The 19,878-nt window shown below is 72.2% G+C and carries 16 protein-coding genes, 4 tRNA genes and 1 other RNA gene; 9 read left to right on the top strand and 12 right to left on the bottom strand.

Going from position 1 to position 19,878, the window contains the following annotated elements; genetic code table 11:
• Positions 1–190: 190 nt before the first annotated feature.
• From KV205_RS00440 to KV205_RS00430, 3 genes are all read right to left on the bottom strand, one after another.
• Positions 191–712, bottom strand: coding sequence for a hypothetical protein (locus tag KV205_RS00440; protein ID WP_265861208.1), 522 nt, complete (start codon positions 710–712; stop codon positions 191–193).
• 107 nt (positions 713–819) lie between these two features.
• Positions 820–2,292, bottom strand: coding sequence for an ATP-binding protein (locus tag KV205_RS00435; protein ID WP_265861207.1), 1,473 nt, complete (start codon positions 2,290–2,292; stop codon positions 820–822).
• Positions 2,293–2,526: 234 nt separating this feature from the next.
• Positions 2,527–2,611 (bottom strand) — tRNA-Ser (locus tag KV205_RS00430).
• Positions 2,612–2,740: 129 nt separating this feature from the next.
• Here KV205_RS00430 and ffs point away from each other — a divergent pair.
• From ffs to KV205_RS00400, 6 genes are all read left to right on the top strand, one after another.
• Positions 2,741–2,839, top strand: an RNA gene (ffs, locus tag KV205_RS00425) — signal recognition particle sRNA small type.
• A 100-nt stretch (positions 2,840–2,939) separates the two neighbouring features.
• Positions 2,940–5,045, top strand: coding sequence for a DNA polymerase III subunit gamma and tau (locus tag KV205_RS00420; protein ID WP_265861206.1), 2,106 nt, complete (start codon positions 2,940–2,942; stop codon positions 5,043–5,045).
• 61 nt (positions 5,046–5,106) lie between these two features.
• Entirely contained in the window at positions 5,107–6,357 is a 1,251-nt protein-coding gene (gene purD / locus KV205_RS00415; protein ID WP_265861205.1) for a phosphoribosylamine--glycine ligase, read from the top strand.
• A gap of 279 nt (positions 6,358–6,636) precedes the next feature.
• Positions 6,637–8,451 carry a hypothetical protein gene (locus KV205_RS00410; RefSeq protein WP_265861204.1) on the top strand — a complete coding sequence of 605 codons (1,815 nt, stop codon included), beginning with the start codon at positions 6,637–6,639 and terminating at the stop codon, positions 8,449–8,451.
• Positions 8,452–8,682: 231 nt separating this feature from the next.
• Positions 8,683–10,143 (top strand): N,N-dimethylformamidase beta subunit family domain-containing protein, encoded by a 1,461-nt coding sequence (locus KV205_RS00405; protein ID WP_265861203.1) that lies wholly within the window; start codon positions 8,683–8,685, stop codon positions 10,141–10,143.
• A 129-nt stretch (positions 10,144–10,272) separates the two neighbouring features.
• Entirely contained in the window at positions 10,273–11,184 is a 912-nt protein-coding gene (locus KV205_RS00400) for a phosphoribosylaminoimidazolesuccinocarboxamide synthase (RefSeq protein ID WP_265861202.1), read from the top strand.
• A gap of 45 nt (positions 11,185–11,229) precedes the next feature.
• Here KV205_RS00400 and KV205_RS00395 read toward each other — a convergent pair.
• The 8 genes from KV205_RS00395 to KV205_RS00360 form a co-directional block, all read right to left on the bottom strand.
• Positions 11,230–11,305: transfer RNA gene (locus KV205_RS00395), tRNA-Gly, on the bottom strand.
• Between the two features lie 22 nt (positions 11,306–11,327).
• The gene (locus KV205_RS00390; RefSeq protein ID WP_265861870.1) at positions 11,328–11,945 is read right to left on the bottom strand and encodes a response regulator transcription factor; all 618 of its coding nucleotides are present in this window, start codon (positions 11,943–11,945) and stop codon (positions 11,328–11,330) included.
• 8 nt (positions 11,946–11,953) lie between these two features.
• On the bottom strand, positions 11,954–13,222 hold the full coding sequence (locus KV205_RS00385; protein ID WP_265861201.1) for a sensor histidine kinase: 1,269 nt from the start codon (positions 13,220–13,222) through the stop codon (positions 11,954–11,956).
• An 82-nt stretch (positions 13,223–13,304) separates the two neighbouring features.
• Positions 13,305–14,099, bottom strand: coding sequence for an ABC transporter permease (locus KV205_RS00380; protein ID WP_265861199.1), 795 nt, complete (start codon positions 14,097–14,099; stop codon positions 13,305–13,307).
• The gene (locus KV205_RS00375) at positions 14,096–15,037 is read right to left on the bottom strand and encodes an ABC transporter ATP-binding protein (protein WP_265861198.1); all 942 of its coding nucleotides are present in this window, start codon (positions 15,035–15,037) and stop codon (positions 14,096–14,098) included. Before KV205_RS00375 ends, KV205_RS00380 begins: the two co-directional genes overlap by 4 nt.
• Positions 15,038–15,175: 138 nt before the next feature.
• Positions 15,176–15,248, bottom strand: a tRNA-Gly gene (locus KV205_RS00370).
• An 83-nt stretch (positions 15,249–15,331) separates the two neighbouring features.
• Positions 15,332–15,403, bottom strand: a tRNA-Gly gene (locus KV205_RS00365).
• A 133-nt stretch (positions 15,404–15,536) separates the two neighbouring features.
• The gene (locus KV205_RS00360; RefSeq protein WP_265861197.1) at positions 15,537–15,893 is read right to left on the bottom strand and encodes an Lsr2 family protein; all 357 of its coding nucleotides are present in this window, start codon (positions 15,891–15,893) and stop codon (positions 15,537–15,539) included.
• Between the two features lie 316 nt (positions 15,894–16,209).
• Between KV205_RS00360 and purS the strand changes: the two genes are divergently transcribed.
• Genes purS through purL form a run of 3 tightly spaced genes read left to right on the top strand, consistent with a single transcriptional unit; the run spans position 16,210 to position 19,381 of the window.
• Entirely contained in the window at positions 16,210–16,455 is a 246-nt protein-coding gene (purS, locus tag KV205_RS00355; protein WP_137994413.1) for a phosphoribosylformylglycinamidine synthase subunit PurS, read from the top strand.
• A complete protein-coding gene (purQ, locus tag KV205_RS00350; RefSeq protein WP_265861196.1) occupies positions 16,452–17,132 on the top strand; it encodes a phosphoribosylformylglycinamidine synthase subunit PurQ in 681 nt (226 codons plus the stop codon). Before purS ends, purQ begins: the two co-directional genes overlap by 4 nt.
• Positions 17,132–19,381 (top strand): phosphoribosylformylglycinamidine synthase subunit PurL, encoded by a 2,250-nt coding sequence (gene purL, locus KV205_RS00345; protein ID WP_265861194.1) that lies wholly within the window; start codon positions 17,132–17,134, stop codon positions 19,379–19,381. The genes purQ and purL overlap by 1 nt, the downstream gene beginning before the upstream one ends.
• A 59-nt stretch (positions 19,382–19,440) precedes the next feature.
• On the opposite strand, the gene KV205_RS00340 is transcribed toward purL, so the two are convergent.
• The gene (locus KV205_RS00340) at positions 19,441–19,848 is read right to left on the bottom strand and encodes a nuclear transport factor 2 family protein (RefSeq protein ID WP_265861192.1); all 408 of its coding nucleotides are present in this window, start codon (positions 19,846–19,848) and stop codon (positions 19,441–19,443) included.
• Between the last annotated feature and the right edge of the window lie 30 nt (positions 19,849–19,878).

Genomic DNA, 19,878 nt, shown 5'->3' with positions numbered 1-19,878 from the left:
GTACGGCGGGGCCGTAGGTGACCTGACCTGCGACGGAGCCTTCGGGGTGGACCCGCCCGGACGGGGCCGGACGAAGGCGAATGAGACCAGAACTGAGACCAGAACTGAGACCAGAGACAGCCGCTGCGTCGCTGATCACCGAGAACCTCTCGGCCTCCTACCGCACGGTTGCCCATCAGGGCCGGCCGTTCTATGCGATCTTCTGCCAGGACTTGCAGTCGGAACTCTGAAACGCCTTGTCGCTTGGGTCGATCTTGACGATGGCCTGCCCCTCGGCATTCCCGCTGGCGATGATGTCGCCCAGCTCGCCGGTGGTGTCGCTCAGCCGTGCCCAGTAGCAGAGGACGTTGTCCTTGCCGTCGCTGCGATATGTGCCCGGCTGGATGTCTTTGCCCACGAGGAAGACGCCGTCACCAGGGATTTCCGCGGTAGGCGTGGAGTCCTTCTTCGGTGTGCTGATGGTGGGCTGGCCGGCGGTCTCGGGCGTTTGGGTTGTTTGAGGCGTGGCAGTCACGGTCTGGGTAACGGATGGGGAGTCCGCGGTGTCGCCTCGCGATCCCACCACGCCGATGAGCACACCGACCAGTAGTCCGCCGAGCGCTGCGGCGGCATGGCTGAGGATCTTCCTGCGTGGCGAGGGGGCCGAAGGCGAAGGCCGTGATTGCCCCCGCTGCCGTCCCGGCGGTGGACCGGTGGGCTTGTTTCCGCTCATGCCATCAGGTTGCGCCCCTCCCTCGTGATCCGCATGGAGATGCCTCCAGCCTGTGAATGCGTCTCATCGGCGCGCTCACCATGGTGTTCCGACAGCACGGGCAGTGGTCAGACTCGGCCGTAGAGGGTCGCCAGGTCGATCAGTCGGACGTCCGGGTCGGCCGCAGCGGTGGCGTGCGCCTTGTCGTTGAATCCGGCTCCGCTGAAGCAGATGAGCCGGGTGCCGGTGGTGTCGTAGCGCCCGGCCTGGGCGATGAGGTCGCGGATGTGCCGGAGGCGTTCGATATGGGCGATGCCTATGGTGTCGTTCCACTTGGCCTCTCCGATGGCCAGGAGGGGCGGCTTGCCACCATCCGCGATTCCGACGACAGCCACGTCGACCTCGTGGCCGGTGCGGGCCTTGGGGTCGTGGACGACGCCGTGTCCGACGCGGGCGGGTAGACCGCCCAGGAGCTCGGGGGCGGCGTGATGTAGTGCCCAGTCACGGCAGACCTGTTCGAAATGCGGCCCAAGGACGTTGCTGACGAAGCGGCGACGGCTGGCCTGCCAGACCCGTGTCGCGCTGCCGGGGCGTTCGAGCTGGTCCCAGACCGGTCGCATGATCGCGTGGTAGAAGCCGATCAGCGGTTCGGCGATGCGGTAGGTGGGACGGTTGTCGCGGAAGGCATCCGCGTCCCGGTGCAGCAGGCCCGCGTCTTCGAGGACGTTGATGGGGTGGGCGATGTCGGTGGCCTTGCGTTCCAGGTAGCCGGCCATGCCCCCGCGGGTGGCGTTGCCGTCGGCGACGGCGGCCAGGACGGACAGGTACAGGGCGGTGTCGCGGAGGTCGGGTTCTTCGGCAAGCAGGTAGCGGGCCTCGCGGAAGAGGGGGGTTTCGGGATTGAGGACGGTGCGGATGACCCAGTCGTCGAAGTCATCCGGACCCTTTGGCGTGTCGCCGCGTGCGAATTCGCGCCGATAGGCCGGGGTGCCGCCCACGATCGCGTTCACCTTCATGGCCAGGTGGGGGTCGGTGATGTCCCAGAACTCGGCGGCGAGGCGGTGGTCAAGGGGGCGGACGACCAACTCCAGCCCCGCCCGTCCGCGCAGTGGGGCGTTACCTGAGAGCAGCCTGCCCATGAAGGACAGTGCCGAGCCGCACAGCAGCAGCCGGGTACGGGAGCCTGTGCGCTGGTCACGCAGGGGCCGCAACGCCTCCTGGATGATCGAAGGCAGCTCGGGGTTGGCCTTGGCGAGGTAGGGAAACTCGTCGATCACCACGGGGACGGGCCGCTCGGCGCCGAGCGCGAGCAGTGCGTCGACGGCCTCTGCCCAGTTGGCGAAGTGGAACGGGCTGGCAGGACGGACGTGGGCGGTCAGCGCCGCGCTGATCCGCCGTAGCGACTCGGCATCGGCGGCCTCGGTGGCCCCGAAGTAGAACCCCCCGGTGGCACGGCAGGCGGCATCCAGCAGGAACGTCTTGCCCTGGCGGCGACGACCGGAGACCACACCCAGGGTCGCTCCTGGCTGAGGATCGGTGATGAACCGGCTCAGCGCCGACCACTCGTAATCCCGGTCGAACATCTCGGCAGGCTTGTCCACGAGTGCTCCAGATATAGAAGTACGCCTACATAAAACATACTCCTGGTTCTGGCGGCCCTCGCAGTGTGCACCCGTCGGCCCCGACGCTCGCCGCTCCCCAAGGGTGTCCTGGCGCATCGCGAGAAATATCGCGAATGTCGCAAATAAATGAGACCGAAACTGAGACCAGGGCATGCCGAAGACCCCGGCCGCTGGAGCGGTCCGGGGTCTTCGTTTCGCCTGTTCAGGCGGCTGCGGAGGATACGAGATTCGAACTCGTGAGGGGTTGCCCCCAACACGCTTTCCAAGCGTGCGCCCTAGGCCTCTAGGCGAATCCTCCGTGGAGAACATTACATGACCGGGAGGGGTGCTCGCGCACATGATCTGGAGCGGGGGTCGGGGGAAGGGTGCAGGTCGGGGAGTGGGGGAGGGTGGGGGACGGGTGGGGGTGGGGATCGGGTACTCTGGGCGGAGCCCCTCACGTGGCGCTATCTGACTGAACTCCCCCAGGGCCGGAAGGCAGCAAGGGTAGGTCGGCTCTGGCGGGTGCGTGGGGGGCGCTTGCGTTTCCGGGCGGGGGCGGACACGGGGCCCGGGCCGGAGGTGGCCGGGCGGCCGGGCGGGCGATTGTTCTCGGGTTGTCAGTGGGCGCCTATAACCTCGTATACGTGTCGTCTCTCGCGCTGTACCGCCGCTACCGCCCCGAGTCCTTCGCCGAGGTCATCGGGCAGGAGCATGTCACCGACCCGCTGCAGCAGGCGCTGCGGAACAACCGGGTCAATCACGCGTACCTGTTCAGCGGGCCGCGCGGCTGTGGCAAGACGACCAGTGCGCGCATCCTGGCGCGCTGTCTGAACTGTGAGAAGGGTCCCACCCCGACGCCGTGCGGGGAGTGCCAGTCGTGCCGGGACCTCGCGCGCAACGGGCCGGGGTCGATCGACGTCATCGAGATCGACGCGGCCTCGCACGGTGGTGTGGACGACGCCCGTGACCTGCGCGAGAAGGCGTTCTTCGGGCCGGCGTCCAGCCGCTACAAGATCTACATCATCGACGAGGCGCACATGGTCACCTCGGCGGGCTTCAACGCCCTGCTGAAGGTGGTCGAGGAGCCGCCGGAGCACCTCAAGTTCATCTTCGCCACCACGGAGCCCGAGAAGGTCATCGGGACGATCCGCTCGCGCACCCACCACTACCCCTTCCGGCTCGTGCCGCCCGGCACCCTGCGGGAGTACCTGGGCGAGGTCTGCGGCCGCGAGGGCATCCCGGTCGAGGACGGGGTGCTGCCGCTGGTGGTCCGGGCCGGTGCCGGGTCGGTGCGTGACTCGATGTCCGTGATGGACCAGCTGCTCGCCGGCGCCGCCGACGACGGTGTGACGTATGCCATGGCCACGTCCCTCCTCGGTTATACGGACGGCTCGCTGCTCGACTCGGTGGTGGACGCGTTCGCCGCCGGGGACGGGGCCGCGGCCTTCGAGGTCGTGGACCGGGTGATCGAGGGCGGCAACGACCCGCGGCGCTTCGTCGCCGACCTCCTGGAGCGGCTGCGCGACCTGGTGATCCTGGCCGCCGTGCCGGACGCCGCCGAGAAGGGCCTCGTCGACGCGCCCGCCGACGTCATCGAGCGGATGCAGGCGCAGGCCTCCGTGTTCGGCGCCGCCGAGCTCAGCCGGGCGGCGGACCTGGTGAACGCGGGTCTGACCGAGATGCGCGGCGCGACCTCGCCGCGGCTCCAGCTGGAGCTGATCTGCGCGCGCGTGCTGCTGCCCGCCGCCTTCGACGACGAGCGGTCGATGCAGGCGCGCCTCGACCGGCTGGAGCGCGGGGTCGCCGCCGCGCCGCCCGCCGCCGTCTTCACGACCACCTCGCCCGCGCCGCAGATGGGGTACGTGCCGACGGCGGAGGCCCATGTCCCGCCGCCCGCCCCCGCGCCCGCCCCGCAGGCCCCCGCCCCGGCCCCTGCCCCGGCACCCGCACCCGTACAGCAGCAGCCGCAACAGCAGCCCCAGCCCGGGGCCTGGCCCGGAGCCGCCCGCCCCGGTGGCGGTGCCGCACCCGGCGCCTGGCCCGGAGCCGCACCCGCGGCGCCCGCGCCCGCCCCGCAGGCACAGGCCCCCGCTCCCCAGCAGGCCCCGGCGCCGCAGGGCGCCGCGCCCTCCGGGGACATGGCGGCCGGCGCCGCCCAGGTGCGGAACATGTGGCCGCAGATCCTGGAGGCGGTCAAGAACCGGCGCCGCTTCACCTGGATCCTGCTCTCGCAGAACGCGCAGGTCGCGGGCTTCGACGGCACCACCGTCCAGCTCGGCTTCCTCAACGCGGGCGCCCGGGACAACTTCGCGAGCAGCGGCAGCGAGGACGTCCTGAAGGCGGCCCTGGCCGAGCAGTTCAACGTGCACTGGAAGATCGAGGCGATCATCGACCCCTCGGGCGGTGCCAACCCGCCGCCCGCCGCCACCGGCTTCGGCGGCGGCCGCCCGTCCGCCCCGGCCCCGGTGCGCCCGCAGGCGCCCGCGCCCGCCCCCGTACAGGCTCCGCCGCCGATGCAGCAGGCCCCGCAGGCGGCGGCGCCCGGCCCCGCGTCCGTACCGTCGGCTCCGCAGCCCGCCCCGCAGGCGCCCGCGCCCGCCCACGTACCCCAGGGACCGCCGCCGGTGGCGCCCGAGGACGACGTGCCGGAGGAGGACGACCCGGACCTCGTGGACTCCGCGCTGTCCGGGCACGAGCTGATCGTGCGCGAGCTCGGGGCCACCGTCCTGGAGGAATACACGAACGAGTAGGAGCGTCTCGCTCAGCGGCCCGCACAAAGATCATGGTCAGCCGCGGGCTACCCTGGCTGGCGTGAAGGTCCTCGTCATCGGCGGCGGCGCCCGCGAACACGCCCTGTGCCGCTCCCTCTCCCTCGATCCCGACGTCACCGCTCTGCACTGCGCGCCCGGCAACGCCGGCATCGCCGAGGTCGCCGAGCTGCACGCCGTCGACCAGCTCGACGGCGCCGCCGTCACGGCGCTCGCGACCGAGCTCGGTGCCGAGCTCGTCGTCGTCGGCCCGGAGGCCCCGCTCGTCGCGGGCGTCGCCGACGCCGTGCGCGCCGCCGGCATCCCGGTCTTCGGCCCCTCCCAGGAGGCGGCGCAGCTGGAGGGCTCCAAGGCCTTCGCCAAGGACGTCATGGCCGGCGCCGGCGTGCCCACCGCCCGCAGCTACGTCTGCACCACCCCCGCCGAGATCGACGAGGCGCTCGACGCCTTCGGCGCTCCCTACGTCGTCAAGGACGACGGTCTCGCCGCCGGCAAGGGCGTCGTGGTGACCGAGGACATCGAGCAGGCCCGCGCCCACGCGCTCGCCTGCGACCGCGTGGTCATCGAGGAGTTCCTCGACGGCCCCGAGGTCTCCCTCTTCGCCATCACCGACGGCAGCACCGTCCTCCCGCTGCAGCCCGCGCAGGACTTCAAGCGCGCGCTCGACGGCGACGAGGGCCCGAACACCGGCGGCATGGGCGCCTACTCGCCGCTGCCGTGGGCCGACCCGAAGCTGGTCGACGAGGTCCTGCAGACCGTCCTCCAGCCGACCGTCGACGAGCTGCGCCGCCGTGGCACCCCGTTCTCCGGCCTGCTCTACGCGGGTCTGGCGATCACCAGCCGCGGCGTGCGGGTCATCGAGTTCAACGCGCGCTTCGGCGACCCGGAGACCCAGGTCGTGCTCGCCCGCCTGAAGACCCCGCTGGCCGGCGTGCTGCTGCACTCCGCCAACGGCACCCTTGCCGACCAGGCCCCGCTGGCCTGGCGCGACGAGGCCGCCGTGACCGTGGTCGTGGCCTCCCACAACTACCCGGGCACCCCGCGCACCGGCGACCCGATCGAGGGCCTGGCCGAGGTCGCGGAGCTGGACGCGCCGCACGCGTACGTGCTGCACGCGGGTACGAAGAAGGACGGCGACGCCGTCGTCAGCGCCGGCGGCCGGGTGCTCTCGGTGACCGCCACCGGTTCGGACCTGACCGAGGCCCGCGAGCGCGCCTACGCGGCGGTCGGCCGAATCCGTCTTGACGGTTCGCAGCACCGTACGGACATCGCCGAGAAGGCCGCCCGGGGCTGACGTCCCGGGCGCACCGGCGCCTCATGGCGCCTCAGGGGCGCGGCGGCACAGTCAACCGCACCGCCGCGCCCTCGTCATCACCTTTGCCCAAAGCCATTCCATCGAGTGACGGCTCGCCCATCCGGATGACGCCCGCCGAAGCCCCAACTAGGGTGCGGCGAAGGCATTCCGGCACTTGGCCCTCCGATCTTGCGATGTCAGTGGCGGGTGCCACAGTGGGGGAGTGAGCAACACCGCCACGGGCCGCACGGGCCGTCCCGACCAGGGCAGGAGGGGGTGATGTACGGCGTGACCGGTACCGGTTCCGCACCCGGCGAGGAGCTCGGCGCACGCGCCGCCCGCTCCCGCGCGCTCGCGGTGCTCCGCGTGCGCGGCAGGGCGCTGGGCCTCGCGGTGCTGCCCGCCGCCGTCGCCGTCGTGCTGTACGCGGGCGGGGTCACCGGCCACTTCACCGGCCCCGGCTGGGACACCGCCCGCTGGGTGGTGACCGCGCTCGCCGTCGTCGTGCTGCTCGTCGCGGCGGCCGTCGCCCTGGTCGTCGCCCGTTCGAAGCCCGCGGTGACCCCGACGGTGGAGCTCGCCGAGAGCGCGGCCCCCGATCTCTACCGGATGGTGCGCGACCTCGCCGACCGGCTCGGCGTGCCCGCGCCCTCCGCGATAGCCCTCACACCGGACTGCGACAGCTGGCTGGAGGACCGCTCGCACCCGGCCCACCGGTCGGCGCACCGGACGCACACGCGCGGTGGGGAGCGGGCCGACGAGGCGCCCGTCCTGGTCATCGGCTCGCCGTTCCTGTGGTGGATGCGGGTCGCCGAGCTGCGCGCGGTGCTCGCGCCGGTCGTCGCGGGTACGGGCCCGGCCGCGCATCCCGACATAGCCGCCGCCCGCCGCTTCGTGCGCGGGCTCGACGCGGCCGTCGCCGTGCCCCGCCGCCCCGGCCTCGACCCGGTGCGCCGGATCGGCGCGGAGGGCGTGGGCCGGCTCGCCCGGATCATGCTGCGGGGCTGCCGCGGACACGCCGCCGAGATGGAGCGGGGCGTCGCCGCGGCCGGCTCCGAGCGCGCCCAGGCCGTGGACTACGGGGTGCGGATCGTCGCCCAGGAGCAGGTCGGCCTCGCCTACGCGGGCTGGGACCGGCTGCTCACCCGGGTCGCGCTGCCCGCCTGGCGGATGGGCCGCTGGCCCGCGCGCCTCGACGCGGGCGTGGTGTCGGCGCTCACGGAGCTGTCCCGCCGCGACCGGCTCGCCGACGGTTTCGCCTCCCGGCTCGGCGAGCGGCCCGCCTGCGACCTCCTGGAGGAGCCGGGCGCGGTCGACGAGGCGACCTCGCTGCTCGCCGCCCGCCTCTTCCACGGCGCGCCCGCCGAGCCGGGCCCGGACTGGGCGCCGGTGGAGTGGAGCGCGTACGCGGAGGAGGTCGTCGACCGGAAGTGGCGCGCCGACGCCGCCCGCCTCCACCAGGTCCTCGACCGGCTCGGGGCGTCCGGTCCCACCGCCCCCGGCGGACCCGCCGCGCGCCGGGACCAGGACGCCCCCGAGGCCCCGACCCTGACCCGGGTCATGGCCCACCTGACGACGACCCGGGGCCGGGCCGACATCGAAGCCCCGGCCCCGGCTCCTGAAGCCCCCGACGTCCTGGACCCGGACCTCGACCCGGACCTCGACCCGGACCTGGGCTCGGACCTCGGCCCGGACTTCGCCCCCGAGCGGGTGCCCGGCACCGAGGCCGCCGACGTGCTGGCCGCCGCGCTGACCGCGCAGACGGTCCGCGAGGAGGGGCAGCGGCCGGTCGCGCCGGTCGACGAGGGCCCCGACGGGCCGCTGCCGCTGTTCCCGCTCCAGCCGCCCCGTACGGGCCGGGACCTGCTCGCCGACCACGTCGCCGCTATGGTCTGCTGCGCCGCCGTGGACACCGCCGACGCGGCGCCCGGTCTGGACTGGCTGGACGGTCCGGCGCTGCTCGTGCGCGGCGAGCGGAGCACGGACCTGGTGCCGGCGGTGCTCTGCCTGGTGGAGGACGGGGACCCGGAGCCGCTGCGGGCCTGGCTGCACCGCACCGGGGTGCGCCCGGAGAAGCCGGTCCGGTTGCTCTGAGGCCGCGCCCAGGGGCGTGCCCACGTACGTGCCCCCGGGCGGACCGCCGAGGCCGGCCTCCCGGAGGGCTGCCTTCCACTCTCGTCAATTCACGACGAAGGGTGACGGAGTGCGTGCGTTATGTGATGTGCTGGAGACCGGCACTGACAGAGGCATCTTCGGCAGGCAGACACCAGAGGCACCGAGCGGGACGGACCGGACGACCGGGGGAGTCGAGGGAGGGGCGCGGCAATGGGAGCGGAGCAGATCAGGCGGTGGGAGTCCGGCGCGCTCGCGCACGCCGTCTCGGACCCCTTCGGGCAGGGCCCGCTGCCCTGGCTGCGCGGTTCGGAGAACTACTTCGACGACACCGGCCAGATGGTCCCGTGGTACGCGGACGAGACCCTGGCCCGGGGCGGGCTCGGCGGCCCGCGCACCGCGGACGACGCGCACGGCCAGATCAAGGGCTTCGTCTCCAACGGCGCGGTGGCGCCCGGCGAGGCGCTCGACTTCCACATCACCGTGGACCCGCCGCAGCAGTTCTCGGTCGACATCTACCGGATCGGGCACTACGGCGGCGACGGCGCCGCCAAGATCACCACCAGCCCACGCCTCTCCGGGATCGTCCAGCCCGCCCCGCTGACCGCCGACCGGACCGTCTCCTGCCACCACTGGTGGCAGTCCTGGCGGCTGCAGATCCCCTCCTACTGGTCGATCGGCGCGTACGTCGCCGTGCTCACCACCGTCGGCGGCTACCGCTCCCACATCCCCTTCACCGTCCGCGACGGGCACCCGGCGGACCTGCTGCTGGTGCTGCCGGACGTGACCTGGCAGGCGTACAACCTCTATCCGGAGGACGGCCGGACCGGCGCCAGCCTCTACCACGCCTGGGACGAGGAGGGCCGGCTGCTCGGCGAGGAGGAGGCGGCCGTGACCGTCTCCTTCGACCGCCCCTACGCGGGCGCGGGCCTGCCGCTGCACGTGGGGCACGCGTACGACTTCATCCGCTGGGCCGAGCGCTACGGCTACGACCTGGCGTACGCGGAGACCCGCGACCTGCACGCCGGCCGGGTGGACCCGAGCCGGTACCGGGGCCTGGTCTTCCCGGGCCACGACGAGTACTGGTCGGTGCCGATGCGCCGGACCGTCGAGCTCGCCCGCGACCAGGGCACGTCCCTCGTCTTCCTGTCCGCCAACACCATGTACTGGCAGATCGAGCTGGCCCCGTCACCGTCCGGGGCGCCCGACCGGCTCCTCACCTGCCGCAAACGCCGCGGGCCCGGCCGCCCGGCGCTCTGGCGGGAGGTCGACCGCCCGGAGCAGCAGCTGCTCGGCATCCAGTACGCGGGCCGGGTGCCCGAACCGCACCCGATGGTCGTACGGAACGCGGAGCACTGGCTCTGGGAGGCGACCGGCGCGGGCGAGGGCGACGAGATCCCGGGCCTGGTCGCGGGTGAGGCAGACCGCTACTTCCCGCGCACCGCGCTCCCTGAGCACCAGGGCCGCATCCTGCTCGCCCACTCGCCCTACCGGGACGGCGAGGGCGCGCTGCGGCACCAGGAGACCAGCCTCTACCGGGCCCCGTCCGGCGCCTGGGTCTTCGCCTCGGGCACCTTCGCCTGGTCGCCGGCGCTCGACCGGCCGGGCCATGTGGACCCCCGGATCCAGCGGGCCACGGCGAACCTCCTCGACCGCATCTGCAAGCGGGACTGAGCGGGGCTGAGCGCGGACGCGCTCGTACGACGGGGGACTGAGCGCGGGCTCACACCGCCCGGCGGCCGGACCCGCCCCGACGTGCGAGAGAATCGGAGCTGCTCCTGGATCAACCTACGCGGAGGAACCGTGTCCGGATTCGTAGAAAAGCCCGAGCCCGTCCAGGTCCCGGGCCTGACCCATCTCCACACGGGCAAGGTCCGCGACCTGTACCGCGACGAGGCGGGCCACCTCGTCATGGTGGCGAGCGACCGCCTGTCCGCGTACGACTGGGTGCTGCCCACCGAGATCCCGGACAAGGGCCGCGTCCTCACCCAGCTGTCGCTCTGGTGGTTCGACAAGCTCGCCGACCTGGCCCCCAACCACGTCCTGTCGACCGAGCTCCCGGCCGGCGCGCCCGCCGACTGGGCCGGCCGCACGCTGATCTGCAAGTCGCTGGACATGGTCCCGGTCGAGTGCGTGGCCCGCGGCTACCTCACCGGTTCCGGCCTGGTCGAGTACGACGAGTCCCGCACGGTCTGCGGCCTCGCCCTGCCCGAGGGCCTGGTCGACGGCTCCGAGCTGCCCGCGCCGATCTTCACCCCGGCGACCAAGGCCGCCGTCGGCGACCACGACGAGAACGTGTCGTACGAGGAGGTCGCCCGCCAGGTCGGCGCCGAGACCGCCGCGCTGCTGCGCCAGACGACCCTCGCCGTCTACTCCCGGGCCCGGGACATCGCGCGCGAGCGCGGGATCATCCTGGCGGACACGAAGTTCGAGTTCGGCTTCGAGTCCACCCCGGAGGGCGCCCGCCTGGTCCTCGCCGACGAGGTCCTCACCCCGGACTCCTCGCGCTTCTGGCCGGCCGCCGAGTGGCAGCCGGGCCGCGCCCAGCCCTCGTACGACAAGCAGATCGTGCGCAACTGGCTGACCTCGCCGGCCTCCGGCTGGGACCGCAAGAGCGAGCAGCCGCCGCCGGCGCTTCCCGCCGAGGTCGTCGAGAAGACCCGCGCCAAGTACACCGAGGCGTACGAGCTCCTCACCGGCCAGGCCTGGAGCTAGGGCAACGAGAAAGCCCCCGGTCGGATCGACCGGGGGCTTTCTGTATGGAGCGGACGACGAGATTCGAACTCGCGACCCTCACCTTGGCAAGGTGATGCTCTACCAACTGAGCCACGTCCGCATGCGCCGTAGCGCGCTGCTAACTATACCCAACCTTTCGCGCGGGCGAGACGCACCGCCGTGTGACGGTTCTCGGCGCCGAGTTTCGCGGCGGCGGAGGAGAGGTAGTTGCGCACCGTCCCGGGGGACAGCGCGGCGCGCTCGGCGATCTCCGTCACCGGTGCTCCGTCGGCGGCGAGTTCGAGCACCTCGGCCTCGCGCGCGGTCAGCGGGGAGTCCCCGGCGGCGATCGCGTCGGCCGCCAACTCCGGGTCCACATAACGGTTTCCGGCGTGCACGGTACGGATCAGCTCGGCCAGCCGCTGGGCGCTGACCGTCTTCGGGACGAAGCCGCGGACGCTGGCGGCGAGGGCCCGTTTGAGGTGCCCGGGGCGCCCGTGGCTCGTCACGATCATGGTGCGGCAGTCCGGGAGTTCGTCCCGGATCGATGTGGCCACCGTCACACCGTCGGCGCCCGGCATCTGCAGATCGAGCACCGCGACATCGGGCCGGTGGGCGCGCGCCATCGCGAGCGCCTCGGGGCCGGAGGCCGCCTCGGCGACGACCACGAGATCGTCCTCCAGGGCGAGCAGCGCGGCGAGCGCGCCGCGGATCAGATGCTCGTCGTCGGCGAGCAGGACACGGACGGGCGGTTCGGTCACGGCCTCGGTCACAGGACTCTCTCCTCTTCGATACGCGGCGCGGGCAGCGGCACCCGGGCGGTGACGCGGAAGGAGCGCGGGGCCGCCGGGCCGGCCTCCAGGGTGCCGTCCACCGCGCCGAGCCGTTCGCGGAGCCCGGCGAGGCCGGACCCGGACCCGGACCCGGACCTGGACCCGGACCCGGTGCCCGCGGGTGTGGCATCCGCGCCGTCGTTCTCCACGGTCAGGACCACCGCGCCGGCCGCCTCGCCCAGGGTGATCGCGCAGTGCCGGGCGTCGCCGTGCCGCAGCACGTTGGTGGTGGCCTCCCGGACCACCCACCCGAGGGCCGACTCCACCGTGGCGGAGAGATCGAGCTCGGGCGCGTCGACGGCGCAGGCGATGCCGGCGGCGGCCAGGACGCCCCGGGCGCCCTCGAGTTCGGTCCGCAGGTCGGCCGCGCGGTAGCCGCGCACCACCTCGCGCATCTCGCGCTGCGACTCCCGGGAGATCCGCTGCACCTCGGTCATCTGGTCCACGGCCGCCTCGGGCCGCCCGCGCCGGGAGAGCTGCACGGCGAGCTCGCTCTTGAGTGCGATCACCGAGAGGTTGCGGCCCATGACGTCGTGCAGATCGCGTCCGAAGCGGAGCCGTTCCTCGGCGACGGCGAGCCGGGCCTTCAGCTCGCGGGACCGCTCCAGCTCCCAGACGATCCGCACCAGCCAGCCGGAGAAGCCGCAGGCGCCGGCCAGTCCGTAGCCGCCGAACAGGACGCCGACGGCCAGGCCGGCCGCCGGGCCGAACCCGATGCCGCACAGTGCGCCCAGGGCGCCGACGGCGAGCGCGGCCGCGGGGACCGCGTACAGGATGTGGCGCACCCGGGGGAGGCAGAGCGCCAGGGTGCCGACGGTGAAGCTGACGAGCCCGACCGAGACGCCGGCGACGATCGACGCGTCGCGGATCACCCCGGCTCGTAGCAGGACGAGCGTGCCGACGACCTCGCCGGAGGTCAGCGCGACCAGCGCGCCGGCGAGCCGGGTGGGGTGCTCGCGCCGGTCGAGGCCCCAGTCCAGGGCGCGGGAGGCGACCACGGCGCCGAGGACGGCGTGCACGCAGGTCAGCAGGATCAGCGTCGCCGCGCCTCCCGTGCCGAGCGGGCTGTCGGCGGCCCGGCCGATCGGCAGGCTGGTGAGCGCGACGATCTCCAGCGGCACGAAGGTGTGGAAGGTCCACCGGGTGTACAGCTCGACCTTGGCCGCGCTGCTGCGCCCGCTCCACCATCCGGTCAGCCTCGACACGACTTCCGCCCCCGTTGTCTTCCCCGGTCCCCAGTCCCAGTCCCAGTCCCGGTCCCCAGCCCCGGTCCCCAGCCCCGGTCCCCTACCGGCGCGGTTCCCAGCGGAACCACTTCCGCACAGCAAACACGCTGATCACGATCCAGGCCACCGTGGTCAGGACCGCACCGAGCAGTTCCTTGCCGTCCCCGCCGCCGAGCCAGCCGGCCCGTACGAGCTCCATGGCGCCGCTCAGCGGAAGCACCGAGCAGACCGCGGCGACCGGGTCGGGCAGCGAGTCGGTCGGGACCATCAGGCCCGAGCCCGTCGCGGAGAGGAGGAAGAAGGGGAGGGTGGTCAGCCCAGCGCTCTCGACGGTGCGGGTGATCACGGTGGTGAGGGCGGCGAGCGCGGCGAGCAGCGGTACGGCGCCGAGCACGCCCAGGACCAGCAGGTCGGGGCGGCGCGGGGCGGCCACGTCGAGGACGGCGGGGCCGAGCGCGCTGAGCACGGCGCACTGGACGAGGGCGATGACGACGGCCGGGAGCGCGCCGCCGGCCAGGATCTCGGGGTCGCGGGCCTCGCCGGTGCGCAGCCGCTTGAGGACGAGCTCCTCGCGGCGGGCGACGTAGGTGGAGACCAGGCTCATATAGACGACGAGCATCAGGATCATGCCGGTGCCGCCGACCAGGGTGGCCGCGGCGATGCCCATGGGCAGCCGCTCCGCGCCGCCCGGGCCGCCGCTCAGCCCGGTGAGCGAGGAACGCAGCAGGAAGATCATCAGCACCGGCATGAGCAGCGCGACGAAGAGGGTGTTGCGGTTGCGCCCGAGGAGGGTGAGTTCGGCCCGGCCGAGGGCGGTCAGGCGGGCGGCGGTGGCGTTCATCGGCGCGGCGTTCATCGGACCTCTTCCAGGGCGGCACGGTCGGTGGCGTCGAAGGACTCGGCGCGGGAGGCGATCTCCAGGAAGGCCTCTTCGAGGGAGGCGGACCGGGCGTCGAGCCCGTCGAGCCGGACGTCTTCGGCGGCGGCCCAGTGGAGGAGTTCGCCGAGCGCGTTCTGGAGCTCGTACGTACGGATCTCGACGCGCGGGCCGTCGGCGGCGGCCTTGAGGCCGAGCGGCAGCCGGCCGGCCGGGACGCCCTCGGGGAGCCGGAACCGGATCCGGGCGGGGCGGGCGGCGGTGACCTCGGCGGGGGTGCCGGCGGTGACGATCCGGCCGCGGTGCATGATCGCGAGCCGGTCGGCGAGGCTCTCGGCCTCCTCCAGGTAGTGGGTGGTGAGGAGGACGGTGGTGCCGCCGTCGCGCAGCCGGCGCACCAGCTCCCAGGTGTCGCGGCGGCCCTCGGCGTCCAGGCCGGTGGTGGGCTCGTCGAGGAAGAGCACCTCGGGCCGGCCGATCAGGGCGAGCGCGAGGTCGAGCCGGCGCCGCTCGCCGCCGGAGAGCTGCTTGACGCGGACGCCGGCCCGGTGGCTGAGGCCGACGGTGTCCAGCGCCTCGGCGACGGGGCGGGCGCCGGTGGTGCAGCCGGCCCACATCCGCGCGGTCTCGGCGGCGGTGAGGTCGGAGGGGAAGCCGCCTTCCTGGAGCATCATCCCGATGCGGGGGCGGACGGCGGCGCGTTCGCGGTACGGGTCGTGGCCGAGCACGCGGACGGTGCCGCGGGTGGGCGCGGCGAGCCCTTCGAGGAGTTCGACGGTGGAGGTCTTGCCCGCGCCGTTGGTGCCGAGCAGCGCGAAGACCTCGCCGCGCGGCACGGTGAAGGAGATGCCCCCGACGGCCTCGAAGCCGCCGGAGTAGGTCCGGTGGAGGCCGTCCGCCTCGATCACGTTCGTCATGACACCAGGCTCGGGCCGGTGCCGGGCGGTCGGCAGTGCGCGCTGTCATCGCCCCGACTGACAAATGTCATAAGGGCGGGACAGGCCCTGAACACGACGAAGACCCCGGTTCCTGAGAACCGGGGCCTTCGCTCCCTGAGCGGACGACGAGATTCGAACTCGCGACCCTCACCTTGGCAAGGTGATGCTCTACCAACTGAGCCACGTCCGCATTGCTCCCGACTGGCTTTCACCGGTCGGTGCGTGCACCACTGTACCTGATCCACCGGAGTGGTTGGTAACCGTGATGCAGAGAGCGGGTGACAGGGATCGCACACTGCGGCTTCCCTCTGGAAGAGGGCTGTTCTACTACTGAACTACACCCGCACGCTCTGCTTGTGGGACTTGGCTTTTCGGCCTCGCCCCTCGGCGTGATCCAGACTCTAGCGGATCATGGGGGGTGCAATGCAAATCCGGGTCCGGGGCCGCCCCCGGACCGGCACCGCGGAGCCCCCGGCCGTCAGCTCGCCGCCTGGAACGCCTCGTAGATGCGCTTGGGGATCCGGCCGCGCGCGGGGACCTCCAGCTTGTTGGACTGGGCCCAGGCGCGGACCGCGGCCGGGTCCGGGGCGAGCGCGGTGTGCTTGAGCGGGACCGCGGGGGTCCGGGCGCCCGATTTCCCGCCGGCCCTGTGACCTGCGGCACGAACGGTGCGGCCGGCGGCCAGGTAGGGGGCGAGGACCTTGCGCAGTTTCTTTGCATTGGCGGGATTCAGGTCGATCTCGTACATCTTCCCGTCCAGGCCGAACGCGACCGTTTCCGCCGCTTCTCCGCCGTCGATGTCGTCGAAGAGAGTGACCACTACTCGCTGAGCCACGGATATCGGTCCTTTCCTGCGGATCGCGTGTGGGCTGAGGGGTTGGCACCGCTTTGACGTGCGGCGATGCCGATGCGACGGCGATCCGGGGACAAAATTGCGTTCCTCTGCATTCCTTTGTACAGCGAGGGGTGCGGCAGGGGAAGCCCAGGCAATTGTTTCCGCGTGTCACGGGCGGCGATCAGTATTCCGCCCGAATTCATCGGCCCGGTCGTTTCCCTGCCCTTTGTAGGATCCTTCAGACTTCTACCCGCGTAGAATTTGGAGGCAGGTACGCTGAGGGAACCGCCCACGCAACACACCACCGGGAGTGCCAGTGGCACGCGTCGTAGTCGACGTCATGCTCAAGCCGGAGATCCTCGACCCGCAGGGACAGGCGGTGCAGCGTGCACTGCCCCGCCTCGGGTTCGACGGGATCGCCGACGTCCGCCAGGGGAAGCGCTTCGAGCTGGAGGTGGAGGGACCGGTCGACGAGGCCGCCCTCGCCCGCATCCATGAGATGGCCGAAACCTTCCTTGCCAACACCGTGATCGAAGACTTCACCGTGAAGGTGGAGTCGTGACCGCACGCATCGGCGTCGTCACGTTCCCCGGAACGCTGGACGACCAGGACGCGCTGCGCGCCGCCCGCCTCGCGGGCGCCGAGCCCGTCTCGCTGTGGCACCGCGACAAGGACCTCAAGCAGGTCGACGCGGTGGTCCTCGCGGGCGGCTTCTCCTACGGCGACTATCTGCGGGCCGGAGCCATCTCCCGCTTCTCGCCGGTGATGGAGACGATCATCGAGCAGGCGAAGGCGGGCATGCCCGTCCTCGGCATCTGCAACGGCTTCCAGATCCTCACCGAGGCCCACCTGCTGCCGGGTGCCATGCTGCGCAACAACCACCTGCACTTCATCTGCCGCGACCAGAAGCTGCGGGTGGAGAACGCGGAGACCGCCTGGACCTCGGACTACACCGAGGGCCAGGAGATCGAGGTCCCGCTCAAGAACATGGACGGCCGGTACGTCGCCGACGAGCGCACGCTCGACGAGCTCGAGGCCGAGGGGCGGGTGGCCTTCCGCTACCTGGACATGAACCCCAACGGCTCGCTGCGCGACATCGCGGGCATCACCAACGCCGCGGGCAACGTCGTCGGCCTCATGCCGCACCCCGAGCACGCCGTCGAGCCGCTGATCGGAACCGGCAAGACCGACGGTCTCGGTTTCTTCACCTCGATCCTCAAGAAGCTGGTCAACGCCTGATGAGCCTCGACACCGTCAAGCACGCCACCGAGACGCCCGACGTCGAGCAGCCCTGGAAGGAACTCGGCCTCAAGGAGGACGAGTACGCGCGCATCCGCGAGATCCTCGGCCGCCGTCCCACCGGCGCCGAGCTCGCGATGTACTCCGTCATGTGGTCCGAGCACTGCTCCTACAAGAGCAGCAAGGTCCACCTGAAGCAGTTCGGCGAGAAGGCCCCGCAGAACGACGCCATGCTCGTCGGCATCGGCGAGAACGCGGGCGTCGTCGACGTCGGCCAGGGGTACGCGGTCACCTTCAAGGTCGAGTCGCACAACCACCCCTCGTACATCGAGCCCTACCAGGGCGCGGCCACCGGCGTCGGCGGCATCGTCCGCGACATCCTCGCCATGGGTGCCCGCCCGGTCGCCGTGGTCGACCCGCTGCGCTTCGGCGCCGCCGACCACCCCGACACCAAGCGCGTGCTGCCCGGTGTCGTCGCCGGCATCGGCGGCTACGGCAACTGCCTGGGCCTGCCCAACATCGGCGGCGAGGTCGTCTTCGACTCCTGCTACCAGGGCAACCCGCTGGTCAACGCCGGCTGCATCGGCGTCATGAAGCACGAGGACATCCACCTCGCCAAGGCCTCGGGCCCCGGCAACAAGGTCATCCTCTACGGCGCTCGCACCGGCGGCGACGGCATCGGCGGCGTCTCGGTCCTCGCCTCGGAGACCTTCGACGACAGCAAGCCGACGAAGCGCCCCGCGGTCCAGGTCGGCGACCCGTTCCAGGAGAAGCTCCTCATCGAGTGCACCCTGGAGATCTTCCAGGAGAAGCTGGTCGCGGGCATCCAGGACCTCGGCGGCGCCGGTCTGTCCTGCGCCACCTCCGAGCTGGCCTCGGCCGGCACCGGCGGCATGCGGGTCGACCTGGAGAAGGTGCACCTGCGCGACGCGACGCTCTCGCCCGAGGAGATCCTCATGAGCGAGTCGCAGGAGCGCATGTGCGCGATCGTCGAGCCGCAGCACGTCGACCGCTTCCTGGAGATCTGCGAGAAGTGGGACGTCATCGCGGTCGTCATCGGTGAGGTGACGGACGGCGAGCGCCTGGAGATCTTCTGGCACGGCGAGCAGATCGTCGACGTCCCGCCGCGCACCGTCGCCCACGAGGGCCCGGTCTACCAGCGCCCGTTCGCCCGCCCGGAGTGGCAGGACGCGCTGCAGGCCGACGACGCCGGCAAGCTGGCCCGCCCGCAGGACGGCGCCGAGCTGAAGGAGCAGGTCCTCAAGCTGGTCGGCTCCCCGAACCAGGCCTCCAAGTCCTGGATCACCGACCAGTACGACCGCTTCGTGCAGGGCAACACCGTGCTCGCCCAGCCCGAGGACGCCGGCATGGTCCGCATCGACGAGGAGACCAACCTCGGCGTGGCCATGGCGACCGACGGCAACGGCCGGTACGCCAAGCTCGACCCGTACACCGGCGCCCAGCTCGCGCTCGCGGAGGCGTACCGCAACGTCGCCGCCTCCGGCGCCAAGCCGCTCGCCATCTCCGACTGCCTGAACTTCGGCTCGCCCGAGGACCCGGCCGTCATGTGGCAGTTCGCCGAGGCCACCCGCGGTCTCGCGGACGGCTGCTTCCAGCTGGGCACCCCGGTCACCGGCGGCAACGTCTCGCTGTACAACCAGACCGGTGACGTGGCGATCCACCCGACGCCCGTCGTGGCCGTCCTCGGTGTGATCGACGACGTCACCCGCCGCACCCCGATCGCCTTCGCGGAAGAGGGCCAGCTCCTCTACCTGCTCGGCGACACCAAGGAGGAGTTCGGCGGCTCGGCCTGGTCCGAGGTGATCCACCAGCACCTCGGCGGTCTCCCGCCGGCCGTGGACCTCGACCGGGAGAAGCTGCTCGGCGAGATCCTGATCTCGGCCTCCCGCGACGGCATGATCGACGCGGCGCACGACCTGTCCGACGGCGGTCTGGTCCAGGCGGTCGTCGAGTCCTGCCTGCGCGGCGGCAACGGCGCGCGCCTGGTCGTGCCCGAGGGCCTGGACGCCTTCACCCTCCTCTTCAGCGAGTCGGCCGGCCGCGCGGTCGTGTCCGTCCCGCGCAGCGAGGAGCTCCGCTTCACCGACATGTGCGGTGCGCGGGGTCTGCCGGCGACCCGGATCGGCGTCGTCGACGGCGACTCGGTGGAGGTCCAGGGCGAGTTCAGCGCCTCCCTGGAGGAGCTGCGCGCCGCGCACGAGGCGACGATCCCGGGCCTGCTGGCCTGATCGGTCCCCGGATCCGTACGGAACGGAGCCCCCACCCTCGCGGTGGGGGCTCCGTGCTGTCAGCCCGTGCCCCAGAAGGCGTCCGACTCGACGATGTCCGCCACGCACTCGTCGATGTCGGAGATCTTGCCGCCGATCAAGGTGAAGAAGAGGCCGCCCTCCATCTCGATGCCCCGGTCGGTGCCGTCGGCGTGCCACTTGTGCACCGACATGACATGGCCGCGGCCGTCCGGGTAGATGCCCTTCACCTCGACCCGGAAGGTGCCGTTGGTGAGCTCCATGAGCTGTCCGTAGTGGGCGAGGACGTTGTCCCGGCCCTTGAAGTGCCCGGACATCTGGCTCTCGCCGGGCGAGTGGTGCGTGCAGTCGCTGGTCATCAGGGAGGCGAGCGTCTCCATGTCTCCGGTGCTGAACGCTTCGTAGCCCCGCCGTACCAACGCGGCATCGGGGTGCTCGTGATGGGTCATGGTCCCGTCGCCTGCCTTCGCTGCGAGTGA

The sequence above is a fragment of the Streptomyces sp. SKN60 genome, assembly GCF_026236535.1.
Lineage (GTDB): Bacteria > Actinomycetota > Actinomycetes > Streptomycetales > Streptomycetaceae > Streptomyces.
The sequence above is the reverse complement of the archived record's forward strand: the minus strand, read 5'-3'. Positions and strand labels throughout refer to the sequence as shown.

What these genes read in the sequence shown, in the direction of transcription:
- KV205_RS00440 (WP_265861208.1), bottom strand. Translation starts at nt 712, where the DNA reads ATGAGCGGAAACAAGCCCACCGGTCCACCGCCGGGACGGCAGCGGGGG.
- KV205_RS00410 (WP_265861204.1), top strand. Translation starts at nt 6,637, where the DNA reads ATGTACGGCGTGACCGGTACCGGTTCCGCACCCGGCGAGGAGCTCGGC.
- KV205_RS00405 (WP_265861203.1), top strand. Translation starts at nt 8,683, where the DNA reads ATGGGAGCGGAGCAGATCAGGCGGTGGGAGTCCGGCGCGCTCGCGCAC.
- KV205_RS00380 (WP_265861199.1), bottom strand. Translation starts at nt 14,099, where the DNA reads ATGAACGCCGCGCCGATGAACGCCACCGCCGCCCGCCTGACCGCCCTC.
- KV205_RS00375 (WP_265861198.1), bottom strand. Translation starts at nt 15,037, where the DNA reads ATGACGAACGTGATCGAGGCGGACGGCCTCCACCGGACCTACTCCGGC.
- purL (WP_265861194.1), top strand. Translation starts at nt 17,132, where the DNA reads ATGAGCCTCGACACCGTCAAGCACGCCACCGAGACGCCCGACGTCGAG.
- KV205_RS00340 (WP_265861192.1), bottom strand. Translation starts at nt 19,848, where the DNA reads ATGACCCATCACGAGCACCCCGATGCCGCGTTGGTACGGCGGGGCTAC.